Annotated in this window: 19 protein-coding genes; 9 read left to right on the forward strand and 10 right to left on the reverse strand. The window is 75.2% G+C overall.

Going from position 1 to position 22,356, the window contains the following annotated elements; translation table 11 throughout:
* Positions 1–6: 6 nt before the first annotated feature.
* Positions 7–5,487: a WG repeat-containing protein gene (locus AC5L3Z_RS07825; protein WP_494840702.1), complete on the reverse strand. Its 5,481-nt coding sequence runs from the start codon at positions 5,485–5,487 to the stop codon at positions 7–9.
* 162 nt (positions 5,488–5,649) lie between these two features.
* Between AC5L3Z_RS07825 and AC5L3Z_RS07830 the strand changes: the two genes are divergently transcribed.
* The 3 genes from AC5L3Z_RS07830 to AC5L3Z_RS07840 are packed head-to-tail and all read left to right on the forward strand — an operon-like array spanning position 5,650 to position 8,316.
* Entirely contained in the window at positions 5,650–6,501 is an 852-nt protein-coding gene (locus AC5L3Z_RS07830) for an ABC transporter permease (RefSeq protein WP_494841265.1), read from the forward strand.
* On the forward strand, positions 6,494–7,306 hold the full coding sequence (locus tag AC5L3Z_RS07835) for an ABC transporter permease (protein WP_494840704.1): 813 nt from the start codon (positions 6,494–6,496) through the stop codon (positions 7,304–7,306). Before AC5L3Z_RS07830 ends, AC5L3Z_RS07835 begins: the two co-directional genes overlap by 8 nt.
* On the forward strand, positions 7,303–8,316 hold the full coding sequence (locus tag AC5L3Z_RS07840; protein WP_494840706.1) for an ABC transporter ATP-binding protein: 1,014 nt from the start codon (positions 7,303–7,305) through the stop codon (positions 8,314–8,316). Before AC5L3Z_RS07835 ends, AC5L3Z_RS07840 begins: the two co-directional genes overlap by 4 nt.
* A 4-nt stretch (positions 8,317–8,320) precedes the next feature.
* On the opposite strand, the gene AC5L3Z_RS07845 is transcribed toward AC5L3Z_RS07840, so the two are convergent.
* The 3 genes from AC5L3Z_RS07845 to nadA form a co-directional block, all read right to left on the reverse strand.
* Complete coding sequence (locus tag AC5L3Z_RS07845) at positions 8,321–8,914, reverse strand: DUF3043 domain-containing protein (RefSeq protein ID WP_494840708.1); 594 nt, start codon at positions 8,912–8,914, stop codon at positions 8,321–8,323.
* A gap of 80 nt (positions 8,915–8,994) precedes the next feature.
* Positions 8,995–10,350 (reverse strand): UDP-N-acetylglucosamine 1-carboxyvinyltransferase, encoded by a 1,356-nt coding sequence (gene murA, locus AC5L3Z_RS07850; RefSeq protein ID WP_494840710.1) that lies wholly within the window; start codon positions 10,348–10,350, stop codon positions 8,995–8,997.
* A 214-nt stretch (positions 10,351–10,564) separates the two neighbouring features.
* Positions 10,565–11,764, reverse strand: coding sequence for a quinolinate synthase NadA (gene nadA, locus AC5L3Z_RS07855; protein WP_494840711.1), 1,200 nt, complete (start codon positions 11,762–11,764; stop codon positions 10,565–10,567).
* Between the two features lie 95 nt (positions 11,765–11,859).
* On the opposite strand from nadA, the gene AC5L3Z_RS07860 reads away from it, so the two are divergent.
* From AC5L3Z_RS07860 to AC5L3Z_RS07875, 4 genes are all read left to right on the forward strand, one after another.
* Positions 11,860–12,996, forward strand: a complete 1,137-nt coding sequence (locus AC5L3Z_RS07860; protein ID WP_494840712.1) for a glycerate kinase family protein — start codon at positions 11,860–11,862, stop codon at positions 12,994–12,996.
* A gap of 216 nt (positions 12,997–13,212) precedes the next feature.
* Positions 13,213–13,581, forward strand: a complete 369-nt coding sequence (erpA, locus tag AC5L3Z_RS07865; RefSeq protein WP_091104634.1) for an iron-sulfur cluster insertion protein ErpA — start codon at positions 13,213–13,215, stop codon at positions 13,579–13,581.
* Between the two features lie 218 nt (positions 13,582–13,799).
* The gene (locus AC5L3Z_RS07870) at positions 13,800–14,777 is read left to right on the forward strand and encodes a carbohydrate kinase family protein (RefSeq protein ID WP_494841266.1); all 978 of its coding nucleotides are present in this window, start codon (positions 13,800–13,802) and stop codon (positions 14,775–14,777) included.
* Positions 14,774–15,280 (forward strand): P-loop nucleotide/nucleoside kinase family protein, encoded by a 507-nt coding sequence (locus AC5L3Z_RS07875; protein ID WP_494840714.1) that lies wholly within the window; start codon positions 14,774–14,776, stop codon positions 15,278–15,280. The genes AC5L3Z_RS07870 and AC5L3Z_RS07875 overlap by 4 nt, the downstream gene beginning before the upstream one ends.
* A 19-nt stretch (positions 15,281–15,299) precedes the next feature.
* On the opposite strand, the gene AC5L3Z_RS07880 is transcribed toward AC5L3Z_RS07875, so the two are convergent.
* On the reverse strand, positions 15,300–15,524 hold the full coding sequence (locus tag AC5L3Z_RS07880) for a sulfurtransferase TusA family protein (protein WP_494840715.1): 225 nt from the start codon (positions 15,522–15,524) through the stop codon (positions 15,300–15,302).
* Positions 15,521–16,672, reverse strand: a complete 1,152-nt coding sequence (locus tag AC5L3Z_RS07885) for a cysteine desulfurase family protein (RefSeq protein ID WP_494840717.1) — start codon at positions 16,670–16,672, stop codon at positions 15,521–15,523. The genes AC5L3Z_RS07880 and AC5L3Z_RS07885 overlap by 4 nt, the downstream gene beginning before the upstream one ends.
* 168 nt (positions 16,673–16,840) lie before the next feature.
* Between AC5L3Z_RS07885 and ctaC the strand changes: the two genes are divergently transcribed.
* Positions 16,841–17,812, forward strand: a complete 972-nt coding sequence (gene ctaC, locus AC5L3Z_RS07890; protein WP_494840719.1) for an aa3-type cytochrome oxidase subunit II — start codon at positions 16,841–16,843, stop codon at positions 17,810–17,812.
* Between the two features lie 10 nt (positions 17,813–17,822).
* On the forward strand, positions 17,823–18,248 hold the full coding sequence (locus AC5L3Z_RS07895) for a cytochrome c oxidase subunit 4 (RefSeq protein WP_334531248.1): 426 nt from the start codon (positions 17,823–17,825) through the stop codon (positions 18,246–18,248).
* Between the two features lie 1,138 nt (positions 18,249–19,386).
* On the opposite strand, the gene AC5L3Z_RS07900 is transcribed toward AC5L3Z_RS07895, so the two are convergent.
* From AC5L3Z_RS07900 to AC5L3Z_RS07915, 4 genes are all read right to left on the reverse strand, one after another.
* Complete coding sequence (locus tag AC5L3Z_RS07900) at positions 19,387–19,590, reverse strand: hypothetical protein (protein ID WP_494840721.1); 204 nt, start codon at positions 19,588–19,590, stop codon at positions 19,387–19,389.
* Positions 19,591–19,718: 128 nt separating this feature from the next.
* A complete protein-coding gene (trpD, locus tag AC5L3Z_RS07905; protein WP_494840723.1) occupies positions 19,719–20,765 on the reverse strand; it encodes an anthranilate phosphoribosyltransferase in 1,047 nt (348 codons plus the stop codon).
* Between the two features lie 88 nt (positions 20,766–20,853).
* The gene (locus AC5L3Z_RS07910; protein ID WP_494840725.1) at positions 20,854–21,249 is read right to left on the reverse strand and encodes a response regulator; all 396 of its coding nucleotides are present in this window, start codon (positions 21,247–21,249) and stop codon (positions 20,854–20,856) included.
* A 107-nt stretch (positions 21,250–21,356) separates the two neighbouring features.
* Positions 21,357–22,337, reverse strand: coding sequence for a cytochrome c oxidase assembly protein (locus tag AC5L3Z_RS07915; RefSeq protein ID WP_494840726.1), 981 nt, complete (start codon positions 22,335–22,337; stop codon positions 21,357–21,359).
* Positions 22,338–22,356 lie beyond the last annotated feature (19 nt).

A 22,356-nucleotide genomic window follows, 5' to 3' on the forward strand; every position in this document is an offset into this window, starting at 1 on the left:
AGCGGGTCAGAGCACCGGGTGGGCGTCGGTCAGCAGCCGGTCCAGCTCGGCGACCACCGCCTCCCGCCCCGGGTGCACCGGGTCGATCAGCGGCTCGCCGCGCCGGTCCAGCGCGCCCCAGCGGCCGGCGCCGTCGGAGACCAAGAACGCCACCGGATGGATCACCAGCGCCCGGTGGGCCGGCTGCACCAGCACTCTGCCGTTGCGGTCCACCACGCCCCGCCGGCCGGCCAGGTCCACCACGGCCAGCCCCTCGTCGGTGAAACCGTCGAAGCGGCGGCCGTCGACCAGGGTGGTGGCGAACCCGTGGTACCGGCCCGGCACGATCATCCGGCCGTAGCGGTCCACCGCGCCCCAGCCGCCGCGGCGCACCGCGGCCACGCCGCCACGGAACGGCCGGACCTCCTCGAAACCCGCCCCCGGCACCACCACGGTGTCCTCGGCGTCGATCGCCATCCAGTCGGCCTCACCGCCGCGCGACACCCAGGCCAGGCCGTCGGCGAAGGCCCGCACCGCCGCGTACGACGGGCCGATCAGGGTGCCGCCCCGCTCGTCGATCAGCTCCCAGCCGGGGGAGTCGACGCGGCGTACCCAGGCCATCCCCTCGTGGAACGGCTGCGCCTCGGCGTACTCGTAGCCGAGCACCAGCTCGCCGTCGGCGTCGGCGTACCCCCAGCGGTCCAGGCCGCCGTCGTGCGTGGGCACCGGCGACCGGCGGCCGCGCCGCACCTCCTCCTGGCTGCGGGGGTACGGCCCGAAGCCGCCCCGCGAGGTCGCCCGCGTGTGCACGGCGTCCAGGCCGGTGCGGATCCGCGCGGTCAGCTCCGGGTCGTCGCCGCGGCGCAGGTCGAGGGCCCGCTCGAAGTGCTCGCACGCCTCCATCAGCCGTCCCTGGTCGTAGCAGGACCGGCCCGCGTGCTCGTGCAGCGCCGCCCGCAACGGGTCCGGCAGCTCGGTGGAGTTGGCCTCGGCGAAGAGCCGGTCCGCCTCGGCGAACTCACCCCGCCAGCGGAGCACCTGGGCCAGCCGGGCGCGGGCCAGCGCCGTACGGCGCAGCTCGCCCGTCGCCTCCGCGTACGTCAGGGCGAGCCGCCCGTCGGCGAGCGCGTCGTCCAGGTCACCGACGATGCGGGAGGCCACCGCACGCAGGCTCAGCAGCCGGGCCCGGGCGCGGTTGTCGAGGGACGCGCCGAGCTTCTCGGTCAGCCGGCGCCGCAGCACCCGCAGCTCGTCCGGGTCGTCGGCCACCTCACGCAGCGTCTCCGGGTCCAGCCGCCACCGGTACCCGGCCAAGACCTGCTCCGGGTCGCCCTGCAGGACGGCCGGGTTCACGCTCTTCGCCGCGCCGCCCGAGGAGTCGGTAGGCTGGGCCGCTTCCGGCGGGGCCTCCGTGGCCGTCGGAGCCTGTTTCGGCGGGGCGTCCGTGGCCGGTTGGTCCTGTTCCTGCGGGGCGTCCGTGGCGGGCTGGGCGTGCTCCTGCGGGGCGTCGGTGGCCGGGGCCGGCGGGGTCTGGTCCCGTTCGGCGTCGCCGGCCGGGGCCGCGACGGAGGGCTCGTTCCCGGTGTCGTCCGTCGTCGTGGCCGTGACAGCGGGCGGTACGGCGGTGCCGTCGCCCGCCGTGGCGGTGGTGGCCCGGTCCGGCTCCCGCGTCCCGGGCGGCGCCGTCGTTCCGGCGGGGGCGGGCAGTTCCCGCGCGTCCGGCGTGGCCGGGGTGGCGACGGCGGGTGTGTTCGGCGGCTCCGGCGTCGGCTGGACGGTCGGCTGCTCCGGGACGGCGGTGCTGCCCGCAGTGGACCGTTCCGGGTGCGGCGCTGCCGGGTCGACGGTGGGCGGACTCGGCTGGTCCGGCTCCGGCGCCGGAGGGGCCTGCGGGGAGGCGGCGGGCCGGTCCTGCTCCTCCTGGGGGGCGCCGGCCGGAGGCGGGGTGGGCCGCTGCCGTTCCGGGGCGTCCAGCGGCGGTACGGCGTCCTGGACGGCTGTGGCGGCACGCTCCGCGGGCTCGGCGGCGTGGTCGAGCGCCGGGCCGGTCAGGCGGTCGGGTGACGGTGCGTCCGGTTCGCCGGTGTCGGTCGTGGGCGGGTCCGGCAGCGGCGCCGCCGAGGCCGGTGCCGGGCCGGCCGGTGCGACCTGATCCGCCGAGGGCTCGGCCGGCGCCGGTGGGGTCTCCGGGTGCGTCGGCACGGTCTGCGCCGGCGTGGTGTCGGGTCGGGCCGCTGTCGGTTCGTCGCGCACCGGGGCGGCCGGCGGCGGGGCCTGGTCGAGGGGCCGGGACACCTGCTCCGGGAACGGCGAAGCCGGATCCGCCGACGCGGCGACCGGGGCCGGCGTCGAGTCGTGCGGGGCGGGCGGCGGGGCCACCGGGGCCGGCGGCGCGGAGACCGGGGCGGGTGGTCCGGAGACCGGGATCGGGCGCGCGGCCACTGGGGCGGGCGGCGCGGAGACGGGGGCGGGAGGTCCCGAGATCGGGGCCGGTGGCGCGACGGTCCGGTCGTGTGGCTCGACCGGCCGGGCCGGTGGTGCGGAGACCGGCTGGGCCGGTGGTGCGGAGACCGGGCGGGCCGGCGTCCCGGCGTCGGAGGACGCCACCGACGGAGTCGGCGTGACCGGCTGCGCCTCGTCCTCGTCGGCCGGGGCCGCCGGTGCGCGGTCGTCGTCCCACCGCGCCTGCCGTGGGGCGGACGGTCGCGCGGTCGCCGGGTCCGGTGACGCGACGGGCGGCACCGGGGCCGACTGCGGGGAGGCCGCCGCCGCGGTCGTGGGCTCGTGCGAGTCGGCCGACAGCGCTGCGGAGGCCGCGGCGGCGGGTGGGCCCGACACCGGCCGCGTGACGGTCGGCTCCCCGGCGCCGGCTGGCGCGGGCGGTGCCGAGGTGGGTCGGGTCGCCGCGACTTCCGAATCGGCGGCCGGGGCCTCGGCCGGGGGAGCCGACACCGGGCGGACGGGCGGCGCGGGGGCAGCCGCGGCGGGCGGCCCGGACAGCTCGGCCCGCTGGTCCGGCGGGGACGAGACCGGCGCGACCGGTGCGGCCTCCCGGCCCGCGAGCGGGCTCTCCTCCGCCGGCGACGGCTGCGGCGCGGCGGGGACGCCGGCCGGGGCCGACGAGGCGGGCGCGGACGGCGCCGGCTCGTCCTGGCCGGTCGGCTCGGTGGTCGCCGGCACCGGCTTGGCCGGACGGAACCAGGCCTCCGCGCTGTTCGGCGGGGACGTCCGCGACTGCGGCGGCGGCGCCTTCTCGGGCGTCGGGACCGGTGGCACGTAGCGGCGCGGCCGGTCGGGCGTGATGGCGAGCCCCGAGGTGGCCGGCGGACCGGCGGGCGGCGTCGACGGCTCGGGGCGGGCCGGCGGCGTGACGGCGGGTGGCCCGGAGACGGGCGTGACGGGAGCGGCGGCTCCCGAGACCGGCGCGTCCGGGACATGGCGGCCCGGGACGGGCGGTACGGCACCCCGCTCGACGGAGGCGGGCGGGGCGGTGCCGGGACCGCCCGCGCCCGGCGGCGGGACCGGCCGACCCGGCTGGTGCCCCTGCTGTCCGCGCGGCGCCGCCGTCGGCGGGTACGGCTCCGCCGTCGGCCCGCCGGAGACGGGACGACCAGGAAGGGGCCCGCCGGAGACGGGTACGCCGGAAACCGGCGCGGGCGACGTGGGTGCGCCGGAAACGGGACGGCCGGGGAAGGGCCCGCCCGAGACGGGTGCGCCGGAGACCGGACGGCCGGGGAAGGGCCCGCCCGAGACGGGTGCGCCGGAGACCGGACGGCCGGGGAAGGGCCCGCCCGAGACGGGTGCGCCGGAGACCGGACGGCCGGGGAAGGGCCCGCCCGAGACGGGTGCGCCGGAGACGGGCGCCGGCGACGTGGGTGCGCCGGAGACCGGTGCGCCGGAAACGGGCGCGGGCGACGTGGGTGCGCCGGAGACGGGACGGCCGGGGAAGGGTCCGCCGGAGGTGGGGGCCCCGGAGACCGGTGCGCCGGAGACGGGTGCTGCCCAGGTCGGGGCGCCCGGGACCGGCCGGCCCGGGACCGGCCCGCCGGAGGTAGGGGCGCCCGAGGTCGGCCGACCCGGCACGACCGGCCGGGACCAGGGTCCACCGGAGGTGGGCGCGCCGGAGACCGGAGCGCCGGAGACGGGGCGCGCGGGAGCGCCCGCCGCGCGGGCGGCGGGACGCTCGTCGTAGCGGGACGGGCGGGGGTCCGGGTGGGTGTGTGGGGTCGGCTCGGTCGGTCGGCCGTACTCGGGACGCCGGCCGTCCCGGCCGTGCTCCGGCCGGGCCGGTCCGGGCGCGGGCCGGTGCCCGCCGTCGCGGTCCGCGCCGGGTCGCGCCCACTGCTGCTCGCGGTACGCCTCGCCGGCCGGTGCCGCCTCGCGCGACCGCCGGTCCGGGTACGTCTCGGCGGGCGGGACGGCCTCGCGGGGCCGCCGCTCCGGGTACGTCTCGCCGGGTGCGCCCGCCTCACGGCCGCGCCGCTCCGGGTACGTCTCGGCCCGGGCGGCCGCCTCGCGGGGCGGGCCCCACCCGTCGGGCTGCCGTCGCTGGTCGGGCTGCCGTCGCTCGTCGTACCCCGGCTGCCACCGCTGGTCGGGCACCGGCCGGGCCGGGCGGGAGCCGTCCTCGTGGTCGCGGGCGGCCGGTGGGCGTTCCGCGTGGTCCCGGCGCGGTTGCCAGCGCTCGGCCTCGTCCCGGTACCGGGTCGGGCCGTCCCGTTCCGCGTCCTCCCGGTACCGGGAGGGGCCGTCCCGCTCCGGACGGGCGCGGCGGTCGGCCGGGCCGGGGAACTGCTCGTAGGCGTCGCCGGGTGCACCCCGGCGTCGGCCGTCGTCGACGGGCCGGCGGTCGTACCCGGGTCGCTCCGGGGCGGCGGGCCGGCGGGGCGGCAGGCCCTCGTCCGGCTCGGGCATCCAGCCGGGCTCGGCGCCGCGCGTCGGTTCCGGCCGGGGGCCGGGGGAGACCGGGGTGATGTCGGGCGCGACCCGCCCGTGGCCGGGCCGGGCCTCGTACCGGTCGGGGCCGCCCCGGTCGCGGTGCCACGCCGCCTCACGGGACCGGTCGTCCGGTCGCGCGTCGAGCCGGCCGGGCCGCTCGTCGGGGCGCGCGTCGGAGCGGCCGGCCGGGGCGGCCTGCCGGTCGGTCTCCGGACGGCGTCGCTCGCGCTTCCAGGTCAGCTCCGGCGCCGGCGGCCGGTACAGGTCGTGGTTGCTGGGCCGCTCGGCCGGCAGCTCGTCGGGTGCGGGACCGCCCCACCGGGGCAGTTCCTCCTCGTGGTCCTCCCAGGACCGGCCCAGGTACGTCCCGTCGGGGCGGGTCGGCGCCAGCGGGGGCACCTCGGCCCGGCCCACCGCGCCGGCGCGTCCGCGCGGCGGGGGTGCGTGCCGGGTGCCGATGTCGCCGGGGTAGCGCTGGCCGGGGAACTGGGGGTGCCACTCGGTGGTCGGTTCGACCACCCAGGACGGCTCGGCCGGATCGTGCCAGCGGTCGCGGTAGCCGCCCGTCATCGGGGGGCTCCGTCGCCGCGCGTGCGCCGCGCCCCGATGCCCGGCTCGCGTCGCTCGCTCACGGCGGTGTCACCTCGTTGCAAATTGTCGTGCCGGGCGCCTCGGGGTGCCGGTAGAGTCGCCCGATCCGGCACAGCGTGGCTGCGGATGGAGGGTAGCGGCGTGGGCTCGGTCACCGCCACTGTGGCACCGCCCACGGACCCAAACGTTATCCGATGGTTTCGGACATTCTGGGCGATATCCCGTGCGGGCTTTCGACGATACGCCACCTACCGGCAGGCCGCCGTGGCGGGCGTGGTCACCAACTCGGTCTTCGGGTTCCTCCGCTGCTACCTGCTGCTCGCCGTGGCCGGGACCGCCGGCGACGCCGCCGGCTACGACCGCGCCCAGCTCGCCACCTTCGTCTGGGTGGGGCAGGGCCTGCTGGCGGTCGTCCTGCTCTGGGGCTGGACCGAGCTGGCCGACCGGATCCGGACCGGGGACATCGCCGGTGACCTGCTCCGGCCGGTCCCCCCGGTGACCAGCTACCTCGCCACCGACCTGGGCCGGGCCGGGTACGCCGCGCTGGTCCGGCTGGTGCCGCCGGTGCTGGTCGGGCCGATCTTCTTCGACGTGTACCTGCCCACCCGGTGGCCGACCGTCCCGCTCTTCGCGGTCTCGGCGGTGACCGCGGTCGTGCTCTGCTTCGGCTGCCGGTTCCTGGTCAACGCCAGCGCGTACTGGTTGCAGGACGTCCGGGGCCCGATGATCCTCTGGACCGTCGGCTCCGGCGTGCTGGCCGGGCTCTACTTCCCGCTGCGATTCCTGCCCGAGGGCGTCCAGTGGGCGCTCTGGCTCGGCACCCCGTTCCCGAGCCTGCTCCAGACCCCGCTCGACGTGCTGGTCGAGCGGGACCCGCCCGGCACCCAGCTGGGCCTGGTCGCCCTCCAGCTCTGCTGGACGGTGGCGATCCTGTTCGTCTGCCACCGGGTGCAGCGCCGGGCCGAGCGACGGCTGGTGGTGCAGGGTGGCTGAGGCCGGCGGCACGATCGCGGCGTACCGGGCGCTGCTGCGGGCCCAGGCGCGGTCGCAGACGGCGTACCGGACGTCCTTCGTCGTCGACGTGCTGGGCAACGTCGGGTCGACCGTGTTCGACGTGGTCACCGTGCTGGTGATCTTCGGGGTCACCCGGGAACTGGGCGGCTTCAGCCTCCGCGAGACCCTCGTCATGGTGGGGCTCTCCTCCTGCGCGTTCGCCACAGCGGACCTGCTGGTGGGCAACATCGAGCGGCTGCCCCGCTATGTGCGCACCGGCCTGCTCGACGCGGTGCTGGTCCGCCCGCTCGGCGCGCTGCCCCAACTGCTGCTGATGGACCTGCCGCTGCGCAAGGTGTCCCGGGCGCTGTTCGGGCTGCTGGTCCTCGTGGTGGCCCTGGTCTCCGCCGGGATCGAGTGGACGCCCGGCCGGGTGGTGCTGGCCGTCGTCGCGCCGCTGGCCGGGGTGGTCTTCTTCGGCGCGCTCTTCGTGGCCACCGCCACCGTCTCGTTCTGGTGGGTCGAGTCGGGGGAGCTGGCCAACTCGGTCACCTACGGTGGGCGGGACTTCACGTCGTACCCGGTGACGGTCTTCGAGGGCTGGTTCCGCGCGGCCTTCGCCTACGGCCTGGGGTTCGCCTTCGTCAGCTACCAGCCGGCGCTGGCGCTGCTCGGCCGGACCGACCCGCTCGGCCTGCCGTCCTGGGCGGGGTGGGTCGCGCCGGCCGTCGCGCTGGTCGCCGCCGCGGGCGCGGCCGCGGCCTGGCGCACCGGCGTCCGCCACTACCGGAGTACGGGGTCATGAACGTCATCGACATGCGGGGTCTGCGCAAGGAGTTCACCGTCCGGGTCCGGGCCGGCCGGCTGCGCCGGGACAAGCGGCTGGTCACCGCCGTCGACGGGGTGGACCTGCGGGTGGAGCGGGGCGAGATGCTCGGCTACATCGGCCCGAACGGCGCCGGCAAGTCCACCACCCTGAAGATGCTCACCGGCGTGCTCACCCCCTCGGCGGGGGAGGTACGGGTCTGCGGCCTGCGTCCGGTCGCCGAGCGCACCCGGCTCGCGCTGCGCATCGGCGTGGTGTTCGGCCAGCGCTCGCAGCTCTGGTGGGACCTGCCGCTGCGCGACTCGTTCGACCTGCTCCGGCACGTCTACCGGGTGCCGGCCGGTGAGCACGCCGCCCGGCAGCGCCGCTGCCGGGGGCTGCTCGACCTCGACGCGTTCCTGGACACCCCGGTCCGCCAGCTCTCCCTCGGGCAGCGGATGCGCGGCGAACTGACCGCCGCTCTGCTGCACGGCCCGGAGGTGCTCTTCCTCGACGAGCCGACGATCGGGCTGGACGTGGTCAGCAAGCAGGCCGTCCGGGACTTCCTCGGCGAGCTGGGCCGGGCCGGGGACACCACGCTGGTGCTCACCACCCACGACCTGGCCGACATCGAACGGCTCTGCCGTCGGCTGGTCGTGATCGACCACGGCCGGGTGGTGCACGACGGCTCGATCGCCGACCTGCACGCCCGCTACGGCTCCCGCCGGCTCGTCGTCGCCGAGCTGGACGCCGCGCTGGCCGCGCCGCCGGAGCTGCCCGGCGCGCCGCTGCACCGGGTCGAGGCCGACGGCCGGCGGCTGGTCTACGCACTGGAGTCGGCCGGGGTGGCCGAGGTGGTGTCCGGGCTGGCCGGGCTGGCGACGCTGCGGGACATCTCGGTGGTGGAGCCGGACATCGAGGAGGTGGTGACCCGGCTCTACCAGGGGCGGGAGGGGCCGGCGGTCGACGTCGCCGGGGCGGCGGGCGCCCCGGCCCGACCCCGGTCGTGACCGGTCAGACCGGGTCGCCGATGTCGACCCGCGGCGCGGGCGCGCGCATCCGGCGGAAGGTGATCGACCGCATGATCGCGTAGAGGTAGAGCGACGCCATCCGCTCGCCGCTGTTCGGGAAGCGCTCCCGGACCAGCTTCCTGATCTTGCGGGAGATCAGGATCGAGTCGACCACCACACCGAACGCGAGCAGGCCCCACACCACGTTCGAGGCCAGCCGGATCGCCGGCGGCATCGCCGCGTTCGACCCGATCAGCACGATCAGCGCGCCACCGAAGAACCAGGTGCCGACGGTACGCCGGGAGTCGACCACGTTGCGGGCCAGCAGCCGCTCCGGGCCCCGGTCCCGGGGGCCGCCCTCGCGGCGGAACTCCGCCGCGGCCTCGGCCCGGGCCACCCGGCGCCGCTCCCGCGCCTCCTGCTTGGTCAACGGCTTGGTCGGACCGGCCGGCCGGCGGCCGGCGACCGGCCGCTTCGGGGTCTCCCGGCCCTTGGCCGGGGTGTACCCCCGGGCGGGCGCGGGGGCCGGCTCCTCGGTCGCCACCGGGGCGGAGGAGTCGGGGAGGTCGGCGGACTTGCGGCGAAACAGCGACGGCACGAGGTGAAGGGTAGCCAAACGCCGGCGCCCGGTGCACATCACGGTGCACCGGGCGCGCGGTGGGAGCGGGGCGAGGTCGGTTACGGGCGCTCGACGTGCGCGCCGAGGCTGGCCAGCTTCGCCTCGAAGTCCTCGTAGCCTCGGTTGATCAGGTCGACGCCGTAGACCCGGGAGGTGCCCTCGGCGGCGAGCGCCGCGATCAGGTGGCTGAACCCGGCGCGCAGGTCCGGGATGACCAGGTCGGCGGCGTGCAGCTTGCTCGGGCCGGCGATCACCGCGGAGTGCTTGAAGTTGCGCCGGCCGAAGCGGCACGGGGTGCCGCCGAGGCAGTCCCGGTAGACCTGGATGTTGGCGCCCATCGTGTTCAGCGCCTCGGTGTAGCCCAGCCGCTGCTCGTAGACCGTCTCGTGGACGATCGACAGGCCCCGGGCCTGGGTCAGCGCGACGACGAGCGGCTGCTGCCAGTCGGTCATGAAGCCCGGGTGCACGTCGGTCTCCAGCGCCACGGCGTTGAGCTCGCCGCCCGGGTGCCAGAACCGGATGCCGCCCTCCTGGCCCGGGTCGCCCAGCTTCGGCGGGCGGGCGTCGGTGACCTCGTACTCGCCGCCGACGGAGCGGAAGACGTTCAGGAAGGTCATCATGTCGGCCTGCTGCGCGCCGAGCACCTCGACGTGGCCGCGGGTGGCCAGCGCGGCCGCCGCCCAGCTGGCCGCCTCGATCCGGTCCGGGATCGGCCGGTGGGTGTAGCCGTGCAGCTTCTTCACACCCTGGATCTCGATCACCCGGTCGGTGTGGACCTTGATGATCGCGCCCATCTTCTGCAGGATGCAGATCAGGTCGATGATCTCCGGCTCCACCGCCGCGTTGCGCAGCTCGGTGACGCCCTCGGCCATCACCGCGGTCAGCAGCACCTGCTCGGTGGCGCCGACGCTCGGGTACGGCAGGGCGAACTTGGTGCCGTGCAGCCCGTTCGGCGCCGACAGGTGCAGCCCCTCCGGGGTCTTCTCCACGGTCGCGCCGAACTCGCGCAGCGCCTGGAGGTGGAAGTCGATCGGGCGCGGGCCGATGTGGCAGCCGCCGAGGTCCGGGATGAACGCGTGGCCGAGCCGGTGCAGCAGCGGGCCGCAGAACAGGATCGGGATCCGGCTGGATCCGGCGTGCACGTTGATCTGGTCGGTGCTGGCGCTCTCGACGTTGGCCGGGTCGAAGACGAGCTCGCCCTCCTCCTGGCCGTCGGTGACCTTCACCCCGTGCAGGCCGAGCAGGCCGCGGACCACCTCGACGTCGCGGATGCGCGGAACGTCGAACAGTCGGCTGGGGCTGTCACCCAGCAGGGCGGCGACCATCGCCTTGGAGACCAGGTTCTTCGCGCCGCGCACGCGGATCCGCCCTTCCAGCGGAGTACCTCCGTGTACGACCAGGACGTCGTCGGTCAACGCAACCTCCAGCGCGCGTCAGGTGGTGCCATGTGTCGAGGGTGGGACAAGCTGTCCAGCTACCCGGAACGGCGCCGGGTCAAAACGGCCGCCGTGCGTCATCGCCCCGGCAGCATAGCCCTCGGTGACGAAAATGGAATCGGTCACATCACCAGTGCGGGCACGAACTGGGGTGTCCGGTGCGTATCCGTACCAGCGATGTGACCGAGGGTGATCAAGAGGCGGTGGGCGGCGCGATGACGGCGCCCGGCAGGGCGAGCATCTGGTCCAGCGCCACCCGGGCGTGGTGCGCGGTGTCCGGATCGACCGTGATCTGGTTGACCACCCGGCCGGCGACCAGCTCCTCCAGCGCCCAGACCAGGTGCGGCAGGTCGATCCGGTTCATCGTCGAGCAGTAGCAGACCGCCTTGTCCAGGAACATGATCTGCTTGTCCGGGTGCGCCAGCGCCAGCCGGCGGACCAGATTCAGCTCGGTGCCGACCGCCCACGCCGAGCCGGCCGGGGCCGCCTCGATGGCCTTGATGATGTACTCGGTCGAGCCGACGAAGTCGGCGGCGTTGACCACCTCGTGCCGGCACTCCGGGTGGACCAGCACGTTGACCCCGGGCACCCGCTCGCGGACGTCGTTGACGCTGTCCAGCGTGAAGCGGCCGTGCACCGAACAGTGCCCGCGCCACAGGATCATCTTCGCGTCGCGCAGCTGCTCCGGGGTGAGCCCGCCGTTCGGCTTGTGCGGGTCGTAGAGGACGCAGTCGTCCAGCGAGAAGCCCATCTCCAGCACCGCCGTGTTGCGGCCCAGGTGCTGGTCGGGGAAGAAGAACACCTTCGAACCCTGCTCGTACGCCCACTCCAGGGCCCGCCGGGCGTTGGACGAGGTGCAGACCACGCCGCCGTTGCGCCCGACGAAGCCCTTGATGTCCGCGGAGGAGTTCATGTAGGTGACCGGGACCGTCTCCCCGGCGATGCCCAGCTCGGTGAGCACGTCCCAGGCCGTCTCGACCTGCGACAGCACCGCCATGTCCGCCATCGAGCAGCCGGCGGCCAGGTCGGGCAGGATCACCTTCTGCGCGTCCGAGGTGAGGATGTCCGCGCTCTCGGCCATGAAGTGCACGCCGCAGAAGACGATGTACTCCGCCTCGGGGCGGGCGGCCGCCTCGCGGGCCAGCTTGAACGAGTCGCCGGTCACGTCGGCGAACTGGATCACCTCGTCGCGCTGGTAGTGGTGACCCAGCACGAACACCTTCGTGCCGAGCGCGGCCTTGGCCGCCGTGGCGCGGGCCACCAGATCCGGGTCGCTCGGCGCCGGCAGGTCGCCCGGACACTCCACGCCACGCTCGGTGGCGGGGTCGCTGCCGCGGCCGAGGAGCAGCAGCGCAGTGGCGGTGTTGGAGGGTTCCACCCAGGTCGAAGTCACGCCCTCATGGTCCCACAGCGCCCCGGTGGCGCAGCTGGGGCCGGTGTGGGCTGCGGCACTGTCCCGAGCCGGTGTGGCCTGCCACACTGCCAGGCATGCGCGTGCTGCTCTGTCCGGACAAGTTCGCCGGCACCCTGGCCGCCCAGGACGTCGCCGTCGCCGTGGCGGAGGGCTGGCGCACCGTCGCCGCCGCCGACGACCTGCTCATCCGGCCACTCGCCGACGGAGGCCCGGGCTTCGTCGCGGTGCTCGCCGACGCCCTCGGCGGACGCCGGATCCCGGTGCCCACCGTCGATCCGCTCGGTCGGCCCGCCGCCGGTGAGATCCTGCTCACCACCGACGGCGTCGCCTACCTGGAGAGCGCCCAGGCGTGCGGGCTGCACCTGCTCTCCACCGCCGAGCGCGACCCGAAGGCCACCACCTCGTACGGGCTGGGCGCGCTGGTCACCGCCGCGGTGGAGCACGGAGCCCGGACGGTGGTGATCGGGCTGGGCGGCTCCGGCACCAACGACGGGGGCGCCGGACTGCTCGCCGCGCTCGGGGCCACCCCGCTGGACGGGACCGGCCTGGCCCTGCCGTACGGCGGGGCGGCGCTGGCCGCCGTCGCCGCGCTCGACGGGGCGCCCCGGCTGCGCGGCGCCACCCTGGTCGCCGCCACCGACGTGGACAACCCGCTACTCGGGCTGCACGGCGCCAGCAGCGTGTACGGCCCGCAGAAGGGCGCCGACCGGGCCGACGTGCTGCTGCTCGACGCCGCGCTGGAGCGCTGGACGGAGGTGCTCGAACGGGACCTGCCGGGCTGCCCGGCGGGGTTGGGCGCGCTGCCCGGCGGCGGGGCGGCCGGCGGCCTCGGCGCCGCGATCCTCGCCCTCGGTGGCCGTTGCGAGTCCGGCATCGACCTGGTCACCCGGGCGATCGGGCTGGACGCCGCGCTCGACGCCGCCGACCTGGTGATCACCGGCGAGGGCTCCTTCGACCACCAGTCGCTGCGCGGCAAGGTGGTCGCCGGGGTGGCCGGCGCGGCCCGGGACCGTGGGGTGCCCTGCGTGGTGCTGGCGGGACGGGTGAGCACCGGGCGGCGGGAGGCCGCCTCCGCCGGGGTGACCGAGGCGTACAGCCTGGTCGAGCACTTCGGCGGGGAGGAGCGCGGCGGGATCGAGGCGGCGATGGGCCGGCCGGCCGAGGGGCTGCGCGCGCTGGGCGCCCGGCTGGCCCGGCAGTGGAGCCGCTGACCCCGTCCGCCCCATCCGCCCCACCCGACGGCGTCGCCGCCCGGCCCGGCCGCTCCGCCCGCCGGCCTGCGGCGCGGGTCACCGCGACGGGTCACGGCCCCCGGGTGAGCCCGGCCGCGACGGCGTACGATCGGATCTGGACCACACCGGGAATCACTGGACGACGCGCGACGTTGGCCAGTGCGTCCGGACCCAACCGCGCAGGGAGATTTCCACGTGACCACGCCAGCGCAGACCGAGTCGACCGAGGCCAAGGCCCCTACTTCCGTCGTCCTCACCGACGTCGCGGCGCAGAAGGTCAAGGCCCTGATCGAGCAGGAGGGCCGCGACGACCTGCGGCTCCGGGTCGCGGTGCAGCCGGGTGGCTGCTCCGGCCTGCGGTACCAGCTCTTCTTCGACGAGCGTTCGCTCGACGGTGACGTCGTCACCGACTTCGACGGTGTCGAGGTCGTCGTCGACCGGATGAGCGCCCCCTACCTCGCCGGGGCGACCATCGACTTCGCCGACCGCATCGACGCCCAGGGCTTCACCATCGACAACCCCAACGCGGGCAACTCCTGCGCCTGCGGCGACTCCTTCAGCTGAGTCGCCCCGAACCCCTGCGACGGGGCCGGCCCTCCCGGGCCGGCCCCGTCGCTCGTTCCCGCGCCCGTTCCCGCGCCGACCATGCAGTCGTGGTGGGCGTTGTCACCCTTTCGCGCCCTGTGCACCCCACCGGAACTGCATGATCGACCGGACCGGGGATGGGGTCAGGGGCGGGCCGGTAGGCTGACCGCGCCGTGTTCCCGACCCTGAAGGTTGACATGAAGATCGCCGTGACCGGCTCGATCGCGACCGACCACCTGATGAGCTTCCCCGGTCGCTTCGCCGACCAGCTCATCGCCGACCAGCTGCACAAGGTGTCGCTCTCCTTCCTCGTGGACGAGCTGGTCCTCCGTCGTGGCGGCACCGCCGCGAACATCGCCTTCGGGATGGCCCAGCTCGGGCTCCGTCCGGTCCTGCTCGGCGCGGTCGGCGCCGACTTCGCCGACTACCGGTCCTGGCTGGAGCGGCACGGGGTGGACTGCGACTCGGTGCACGTCAGCGAGGTGGCGCACACCGCCCGCTTCGTCTGCACCACGGACACCGACATGTGCCAGATCGCCTCCTTCTACGCGGGGGCGATGAGCGAGGCCCGCAACATCGAGCTGCTCCCCGTCGCGCAGCGGATCGGCGGCCTGGACCTCGTCCTGGTCAGCGCCAACGACCCGGCAGCGATGATCCGCCACTCCGCGGAGTGCCGGGAGCGCGGCTACGCCTTCGTCGCCGACCCGTCCCAGCAGCTCGCCCGGATGGACGGCTCGGACGTGCTCGGCCTGATCGACGGCGCCGACTACCTGATGACCAACGAGTACGAGAAGTCGCTGCTGCAGAGCAAGGCGGGGCTCAGCGACGAGCAGCTGCTGGACCTGGTGAAGGTCCGGGTCACCACGCTGGGCAAGAACGGCGTGGAGATCGCCGGCCGGGAGATCGGCGTCATCCACGTACCGATCGCCCGGGAGATCCAGGCCATCGACCCGACCGGCGTCGGCGACGGCTTCCGGGCCGGCTTCTTCACCGCGCTGAACTGGGGCGTCACCCTGGAGCGGGCGGCCCAGGTGGGCTGCCTGCTGGCCACCCTGGTGCTGGAGAACTTCGGCGGCCAGGAGTACGAGGTGCGCCGTGACCTCTTCGTGAAGCGCCTCGCCGAGTCGTACGGGGACGCCGCCGCCGAGGACGTGCGGCCGCACCTGCTGCCGTGAGTCAGGTACTGGTCGCCTTCGCCGGGCTGCCGGGGGTGGGCAAGAGCACCCTGGCGGCCCGGGTCGGCGTGGCCCGGTCCGCGCCGGTGCTGCCGGTCGACCCGATCGAGCGGGCGATGGCCCGGTTCGGGCTGGTCGGCGACGTGCCCGGGATGGCCGCGTACGGCGCGCTGGCCGGGCTGGCCGAGGTGCAGCTCGGGCTGGGCCTGAGCGTCGTGATCGACGCGGTCAACCCGGTCGCGAGCGCGCGGGGACTCTGGCACGACCTGGCCGAGCGGGCCGGGGTGCCGCTGCGGGTGATCGAAGTGCACTGCGGGGACGAGGCGGAGCACCGCCGCCGGGTGGAGGCGCGGCTGTCGGCCGAGCCCGACCCGCTGAGCCCCACCTGGGACCAGACCCTGCTGCGCCGCGCCGAGTTCGAACCGGTCATCGGCCCCCGGCTGGTCGTCGACACCTCGGTGGACATCGACCCACTCCCCGCCATCCTCACCTACCTCACCTGAGCGCCCGCCCCAGCGGGGGTCAGCGGGTGCGGCGCACGTCGTAGGCGGGGCCGGGGGTGGTGGCGAGGAACTCCTGGCCGCGCAGGCGGCACCAGGCGGGGATGTCGACGGCGGCGGCCGGGTCGTCGGCGCGGACCCGCAGGACCGCCCCGACCGGCAGCTCCGGCAGGCGGCGGGCCAGCGCGATCACCGGTAGCGGGCAGCGCTGCCCCCGGCAGTCCAGCACCTCCGTGGGATCGCTCACAGCCCCACCACCCCGGCCTCGGCCCGCAGCCCCGCGACGATCCCGGGCAGCTCGGTCAGGAAGCGCTCCACGTCCGCCTCGGTGGTCTCCCGGTGCAGCGAGACCCGGACGTTGCCGTGCGAGAGCACCCCCATGGCCTCCAGCACGTGCGAGGGCCGCAGCGTCGAGGAGGTGCAGGAGGAGCCGGAGGAGACGGCGAAGCCGCGCCGGTCCAGCTCGTGCAGCAGCACCTCGCCGTCGACGTACAGGCAGGAGAAGGTGACCAGGTGGGGGAGCCGGTCGACCGGGTCGCCCACCACCTCGACGTCCGGCACCTCCGCCGCCACCCGGGCCCGGATCCGGTCCACCAGCGGCGCCAGCCGGGCCGCCTCCGCCGCGGCGTCGGCCGCCGCCGCGCGCAGGCTCGCCGCCGCCGCCACCACCGCCGGCAGGTTCACCACCCCCGGCGTACGCCCCGACTCCCGCTCGTCGGCGGGCCAGGGCGACTCCCACCGGGTGCCCTTGCGGACCACCAGCAGCCCCACCCCGGGCGGACCGCCCCACTTGTGCGCGCTGGCGGTCAGCACGGACCAGCCCGCCGGCACCGGCGCCCGGCCCACCACCTGGGCCGCGTCCACGTACAGCGGCACCCCCGCCTCGGCGCAGGCGGCGGCGGCCTCGGCGACCGGCTGGACGGTGCCCACCTCGTGGCTGGCGGCGATCAGCGCGGCGAACGCCACCCCGGGCGCCCGGACCGCGTCGGACCAGGCCGGCAGGTCGAGCCGGCCGAGCCGGTCCACCGGCACCGACGTCACCGCGCCGCCGGCCGCGACGTGCCGCTCGGCGGCGTGCAGCACGGCCGAGTGCTCGATCGCCGAGTGCACCAGCGTGGGCCCGGTCCGCCGCCGGCCGGCGAGGCCGCCGAGCACGGCGGAGTGCGCGGCGGTCGTACCGCTGGGGGTGAAGGAGAGCTCGTCGGCGCGGACGCCGAGCGTCTGCGCGGTCGCCTCGCGGGCGGCGTCGAGCAGTTGGCGGGCCCGCCGCGCCGGGGAGTACAGCCGCGCGGGGTCGGCCCAGCCGTCGTCGAGGGCGGCCAGCAGCGCCTGCCGGGCGACCGGGTGCAGCGGCGCGGCGGTGGCCGCGTCCAGGTAGACCGGGGAAGGGCTCACGGCTGCTCACGCTATCGCGCCGGTATGCCCAGGATTCCCCGATGGGGGCGGGAAGTGACCCCAACACGGCCGACCCCCCCATGGTCGAGTAATCTGCGACCGTCGGTGACGCCTTTGCCGTCGGTGTTGATGGAAACCCACCGCGGCGCGCTAGGGAGGCAGGACCAGGTGGTCGCAAGGAGTTCGGAGGTACGGCCGTCGGCCGTACGGCACAGCGCTTCCCCAGGAGCCGGTGGACGCCGGCGGCGTGGTGCTGGTCGGCTCGCCGGGCTCGGTCTCGGCGGAGCTGCGCTGCTGGTTCTGCTCACCGGGTGTGACGTCGGCAGTGCGGTGGACGGCTTCGGCTGGCCGCAGGGCGGCATCACCCCGGAGTCGCACCGGATGTACGACCTGTGGATCGCGTCCTGCATCGCCGCCCTCGCGGTCGGCGTCTTCGTGTGGGGCCTGATCTTCTGGTGCGTCGTGCGCTACCGCAAGCGCGGCAACGAGCTGCCGGTGCAGACCCGCTACAACATGCCGATGGAGTTCCTCTACACCATCGCGCCGATCCTCATCGTCTCCGTGCTCTTCTACTACACGGCGGTGGTGCAGACCGACGTGGTCCGGACGACGAAGAACCCGGACGTCACCGTCGAGGTCGTCGCCTTCAAGTGGAACTGGCAGTTCAACTACCGCGACGGCCAGGGCCCCGAGGCCAACACCGTCGCCTCGGTGCTGGGCACCAGCGAGGTCATCCCGGTGCTGGTCCTGCCGACGGACCGGTCCATCCGGTTCGAGGAGACCAGCCGCGACGTCATCCACTCCTTCTGGGTGCCGGAGCTGCTGTTCAAGCGGGACGTCATGCCGGGCAACATCCGCAACGTGTTCGAGGTCTCGAAGCTGCAGACCGAGGGCGCCTACGTGGGCCGCTGCGCCGAGCTGTGCGGCAGCTACCACGCCTTCATGAACTTCGAGCTGCGCGTGGTCTCCCCGGAGAAGTACGACCAGTTCCTGGCGGCCAAGCGGGACGGCAAGTCGACGCAGGAGGCGCTCAGCGCCATCGGCGAGGAGCCGTACGCGCAGACCACCAAGCCGTTCGAGACGCGGCGCAACACCGCGAACTTCAACCCGGACAACGCGTCCGCCGGCGCGGGAAACTGAGGGATCCGGCATGAAGACTGAGTGGCGTATCTTCCTGGTCATCGCCGCGTTCCTGCTCGGCGCGGCCATCCTCTACGGCGTCTGGACCTACGGCGACGGTGGCCGGGTCGAGTGGGTCGGCACGGTGGGCCTGCTGCTGTCGTTCCTGCTCTGCGCGATGTGCGGCGGCTTCTTCTGGTTCGTCTCCCGCCGCATCGACCTGCGGCCGGAGGACCGCCCGGACGGCGAAATCGCCGACGGCGCGGGCGAGATCGGCTTCTTCAGCCCGGGCAGCTACTGGCCGTTCGGCCTGGCGCTCGCCGCCGCGGTGGCCGGTCTGGGCCTGGTGTACTGGCAGTTCTGGCTGCTGGGCGTCGGCCTGGTGGCGGTCATCCTCGCCGCCTGCGGCCTGCTGTTCGAGTACTACACCGGCACCCGCCGCACGGCCGAGCACTGACCCGACGGCTTCACCCGTAGGCCCGCGTCCCCGCTTCGGGGACGCGGGCCTACGCGTATGTGGGGTCGGGAAGGCGGCCGGCCATGGGCACCGTGCCCGTGCGGGCGGTCGCGCGGTGCTGGCGGGTCGTGGCCGTGCTGGCGGTCGTGCGGTGCTGGCGGGTCGTGGCCGTGCTGGCGGTCGTGCGGTGCTGGCGGTCGTGGCCGTGCAGGCGGGCCCCGTACTGTGCTGGTCGTTGTCCGGTGCTGGTCGTTGTCGGGTGCTGGCGCCGGTTGGTGCTGGTGAGTGAGCTGTGTGGCGGTGGCGCCGACCTGGTTGCTGTGCTTTAGAGCTGATGACGTAAACGACTCAGCGTGCCGCGCCTGCCCCCGCCCGCCCTGCCCGCCCCGCCTGCCTTCGCCCCGCCTGCCCTCGCCCCACCGGCCATCGCCTCTCGCCGGTCTCGCCGCCCGTCGGCTTCGGCGGTCGCCGCTGGCCGGTCTCGCCGCCTGTCGGCTTCGCCGGTCCCCCCTGGCCGGTCTCGGCCGCCCACCGGCCTTCGCCCCGCCGTGGTTTGCGGCGTGTCGGGGTGTTCGGCGACGGGGATACCCCGACCTGCCGCAAATCGCGGCGGGCGGTTCCGCCCTCCGCCGTGAGGGCGATCGCCGGGGCGCGTGGTGGTTGCGGTCCCCGTCCGTCGCCGCCTCCGCCCTGCATTGCGGCGTGTCGGCTGTCGCCGGTGTGATCGTCGAGCCGCCTCGCCGACCGTGATGCCTGAGTCGTTTACGACATCAGCTCTAAAGGACCCGCAACAGAGTCCTGGGGTCGGCGACTCCGCGCTGCCTCCGGCCGGGTGGGCCGGTCGACTCCCGCAAAGCGCAAGGGTGCCGTCCTGCCGGGACGACCGTCAGCCTGGAGTGATCGGACTCGGGACGGCCTATGTTGGTGCGCTGGTCCTGACGGCTTGGGCGGGCGCGACGTCGTCCTCGGACAGGAGCCGGGCGTCTCGAACAGGAGCCGGGCGTCTCGGGCCGGGGCTGGGGCCGAGGTCGGGGCCGGGGACGAGTGCGGGGCCGGGGACGAGTGCGGGGCCGGGGACGAGTGCGGGGCCGGGGACGAGGGGCGGGGCCGGGGCATAGCTGGGCCGGCAGGGGTGGGGTCAGGCCGCGCGGCGGCGGGGACCGGGGTGCCGGCGTGCGGCGAGCTGCGGGGCGCGGAAGGCGAAGGTGGCGATCAGCACGGCCACGCCGCAGCCGGTGCAGATCAGCTCCGGGCAGTCGGCGCCGTGGCCGTCCGCGCAGGGTGGGGCCTCGAACGGCTGAACGCCCTCGCAGCTGTCGCAGTAGAGCTCGCGGTCCGACACGGGCGTCTCCTCTCGCTCCGGCGTTCCCCGACGGGCAGCACCGCCATCGGTGGAAAACGGAAAATTACTCCCGTGTAGTTTGGCACGCCCCTCCGACACTTTCCGGCACGCCACCCTCGCCCGGTCGTTCAGCCCGCGTGGGCGACCTCGATCCAGCGCTCCAGGACGGCGGCCGCCGCACCGGAGTCGATCGACTCGGCGGCCCGGTCCAGGCCGGCCCGCAGCGCTCCGGTCAGGTCCCCGTCCACCGAGCTCTGGGTGGCCAGCGCGGCGGCGGAGTTGACCAGGACGGCGTCGCGTACCGGCCCGGTCTCCCCGGCCAGCAGCCGACGGGCCACGCCGGCGTTGTACGCCGCGTCACCGCCCCGCAGGTCAGCCAGGGTGGACCGGGGTACCCCGAGGTCGGTCGAGTCCACCAGCGCCTCCGTGACGGCGCCCTCCCGGGCCACCCAGAGGCGGGTCGGGGCGGCGGTGGTGAACTCGTCCAGGCCGTCCTCGCCGCGCATCACGATCACCGAGTCGCCGCGAGCGGCGAAGACGGCGGCCATCACCGGGGCCATCCGCCGGTCGAAGCAGCCCACCGCGCCGGAGCGGGGACGGCCCGGGTTGGTCAGCGGGCCGAGGAAGTTGAACGCGGTGGGCACCCCCAGCTCGCGTCGGACCGGCCCGGCGTGCCGCATCCCCGGGTGGAACCGGGGCGCGAAGCAGAAGCCGATGCCGGCCTCGGACACGCAGCGGGCCACCGCCTCCGGGTCCAGGTCCAGCGGCACACCGAGGAACTCCAGCAGGTCGGCGGTGCCGCAGAGCGACGAGGCCGCGCGGTTGCCGTGCTTGACCACGCGTACGCCCGCGCCGGCCACCACCAGCGCGGTCATGGTGGAGATGTTCACCGTGTGGGCGAGGTCACCGCCGGTGCCCACCACGTCCAGCGCGGTGCGGCGCACCTCCTCCGGAAGCTTCACCTCCACCGACCGGCCGAGCATCGCCTCGACCAGGCCGGCCAGCTCGGCGGGGGTCTCACCCTTCGCCCGCAGCGCGACGGCGAAGCCCGCGACCTGGGCGGGGCTGGCCGCGCCGGCCATGATCTCGTCCATCGCCCAGGCGGTGTCGCCGGTGGAGAGCTCCTCACCGCGCAGCAGCGCGTTGAGCAGGTGCGGCCAGGTCCGATCGCCCATGGCGGGCCTCCCGAGCGGGCGTGAGGTGCGGGTGGGACGGATCGCGCCCGTCACCCCGGGCGCCGGGGGCGCCGCCGAGCGCGGTGACTCAGGCGGCGGCGTGCGTACGCAGCAGCTCGGCGACCGTGGTGCCGGTGGTCACCGGGTCGAGCGGATGCACCAGGGTGGCGTCGACCTGCGCGTACGCGGCGAGCCATCGGTCCGCGGCGCGGGCGATCACCACGCAGGTCGGCGGGGCGTCGTCACGGTCGTCCTTGATCTGCCGGGCGATGCCGATGCCACCGCCCGGGGACGCCTCGCCGTCGAGGAGCATGAGGTCGATCTCGTAGTCGTCGACCAGCCGGATGCACTCGGCGTAGGTGGAGGCCTCGACGAACTCGATCTCCAGGCCGGGCGCGGGACGGGTGCCGACGGCCAGCCGCATCCGGTCCCGGACCTGCGGGTCGTCGCTGTAGAGCAGGACGGTGCAAAGACGATTGCTCATCGCTGGACTGGCTCCCACCTCGTAGCTGCCCGCTGATCGTACCGGTCGGTGTGGCGTACCTGACATCCCGCCCGCCGGGTCCCGGCGGACCCCGCCGTCGGCGCTGCTCAGGGTTGGGCGACCGGGGGTGGGGCGGCCTGCGCCGCGGCGGCGGCGCGGTCGCGGGCCTCCTGGCGGTCCAGTTCGCGGTCGAGCCGGCGGGCCTCCCGCTCCGACTGCTTGACCCACTGCAACACCAGCACCGCGAGCATCGTCACACTGACGAACTCGCCGCCGGCCCAGAGGACACCGCCGGCGACCACCTGGTCGTCCCAGGGGTTCGACCAGCTCAGGCCGAGCGACGGGTACCAGTCGCTGCCGAAGAGCGTGGTGCTCTGCATGATGGTGAGCCCGAGCACCGTGTGGAACGGCACGGAGAGCAGCATCAGCAGCGCCCGCCCCGGGTACGGCCACCGCCCGGGCAGCGGATCGAGGCCGAGCAGCGGCCAGAAGAACACGCAGCCGGTCATGATGAAGTGCGCGTGCACCACCTCGTGGGCCCAGGCGTGTTCGAGGGTGTAGCGGTACAGATCGGTGAAGTAGAGCGCGAACGGGTTCACCACGAAGATGGCGAACGCCACCAGCGGGAAGCTGTAGATCCGGGCGATCCGGCTGTGCACGACCGCCAGCAGCCGCTTGCGGGGGCGCACCGGCAGGGTGCGCAGGGCCAGCGTGACCGGGGCGCCCAGGGCCAGGAAGATCGGCGCGATCATCGACAGCACCATGTGCTGGATCATGTGCACCGAGAGCAGCGCGGTGTCGTACGCGTGCAGTCCGCTCACCGTGACCGACGCGATACCGCCCAGGCCGGGGCCGAGGAAACAGACCGTGCGGACGACCGGCCAGCGGTCCCCGCGCAGCCGGAGCCGGTGGACGCCGTAGAGGTAGAGACCGGCGGCCAGCACGAGTCCGAGGGCGAGCCAGCTGTCCAGCCGGGTCTCGGTGAACACCCGGGCGATGGTGAAGGGCGGCGGAACGGCCTCGCCCCCCGCCGCCAGGGTCGACGGGGCGACCGAGGTGGCGGCGAAGATCGGATCGACGTGCAGCACGCTTTTCAGGGTAGGTCAG

It is taken from the genome of Micromonospora sp. LZ37, from assembly GCF_059359015.1.

What these genes read in the sequence shown, in the direction of transcription:
- AC5L3Z_RS07910 (WP_494840725.1), bottom strand. Translation starts at nt 21,249, where the DNA reads ATGAGCAATCGTCTTTGCACCGTCCTGCTCTACAGCGACGACCCGCAG.
- trpD (WP_494840723.1), bottom strand. Translation starts at nt 20,765, where the DNA reads ATGGGCGATCGGACCTGGCCGCACCTGCTCAACGCGCTGCTGCGCGGT.
- AC5L3Z_RS07840 (WP_494840706.1), top strand. Translation starts at nt 7,303, where the DNA reads ATGAACGTCATCGACATGCGGGGTCTGCGCAAGGAGTTCACCGTCCGG.
- AC5L3Z_RS07870 (WP_494841266.1), top strand. Translation starts at nt 13,800, where the DNA reads ATGAAGATCGCCGTGACCGGCTCGATCGCGACCGACCACCTGATGAGC.
- AC5L3Z_RS07895 (WP_334531248.1), top strand. Translation starts at nt 17,823, where the DNA reads ATGAAGACTGAGTGGCGTATCTTCCTGGTCATCGCCGCGTTCCTGCTC.
- AC5L3Z_RS07825 (WP_494840702.1), bottom strand. Translation starts at nt 5,487, where the DNA reads ATGACGGGCGGCTACCGCGACCGCTGGCACGATCCGGCCGAGCCGTCC.
- AC5L3Z_RS07860 (WP_494840712.1), top strand. Translation starts at nt 11,860, where the DNA reads ATGCGCGTGCTGCTCTGTCCGGACAAGTTCGCCGGCACCCTGGCCGCC.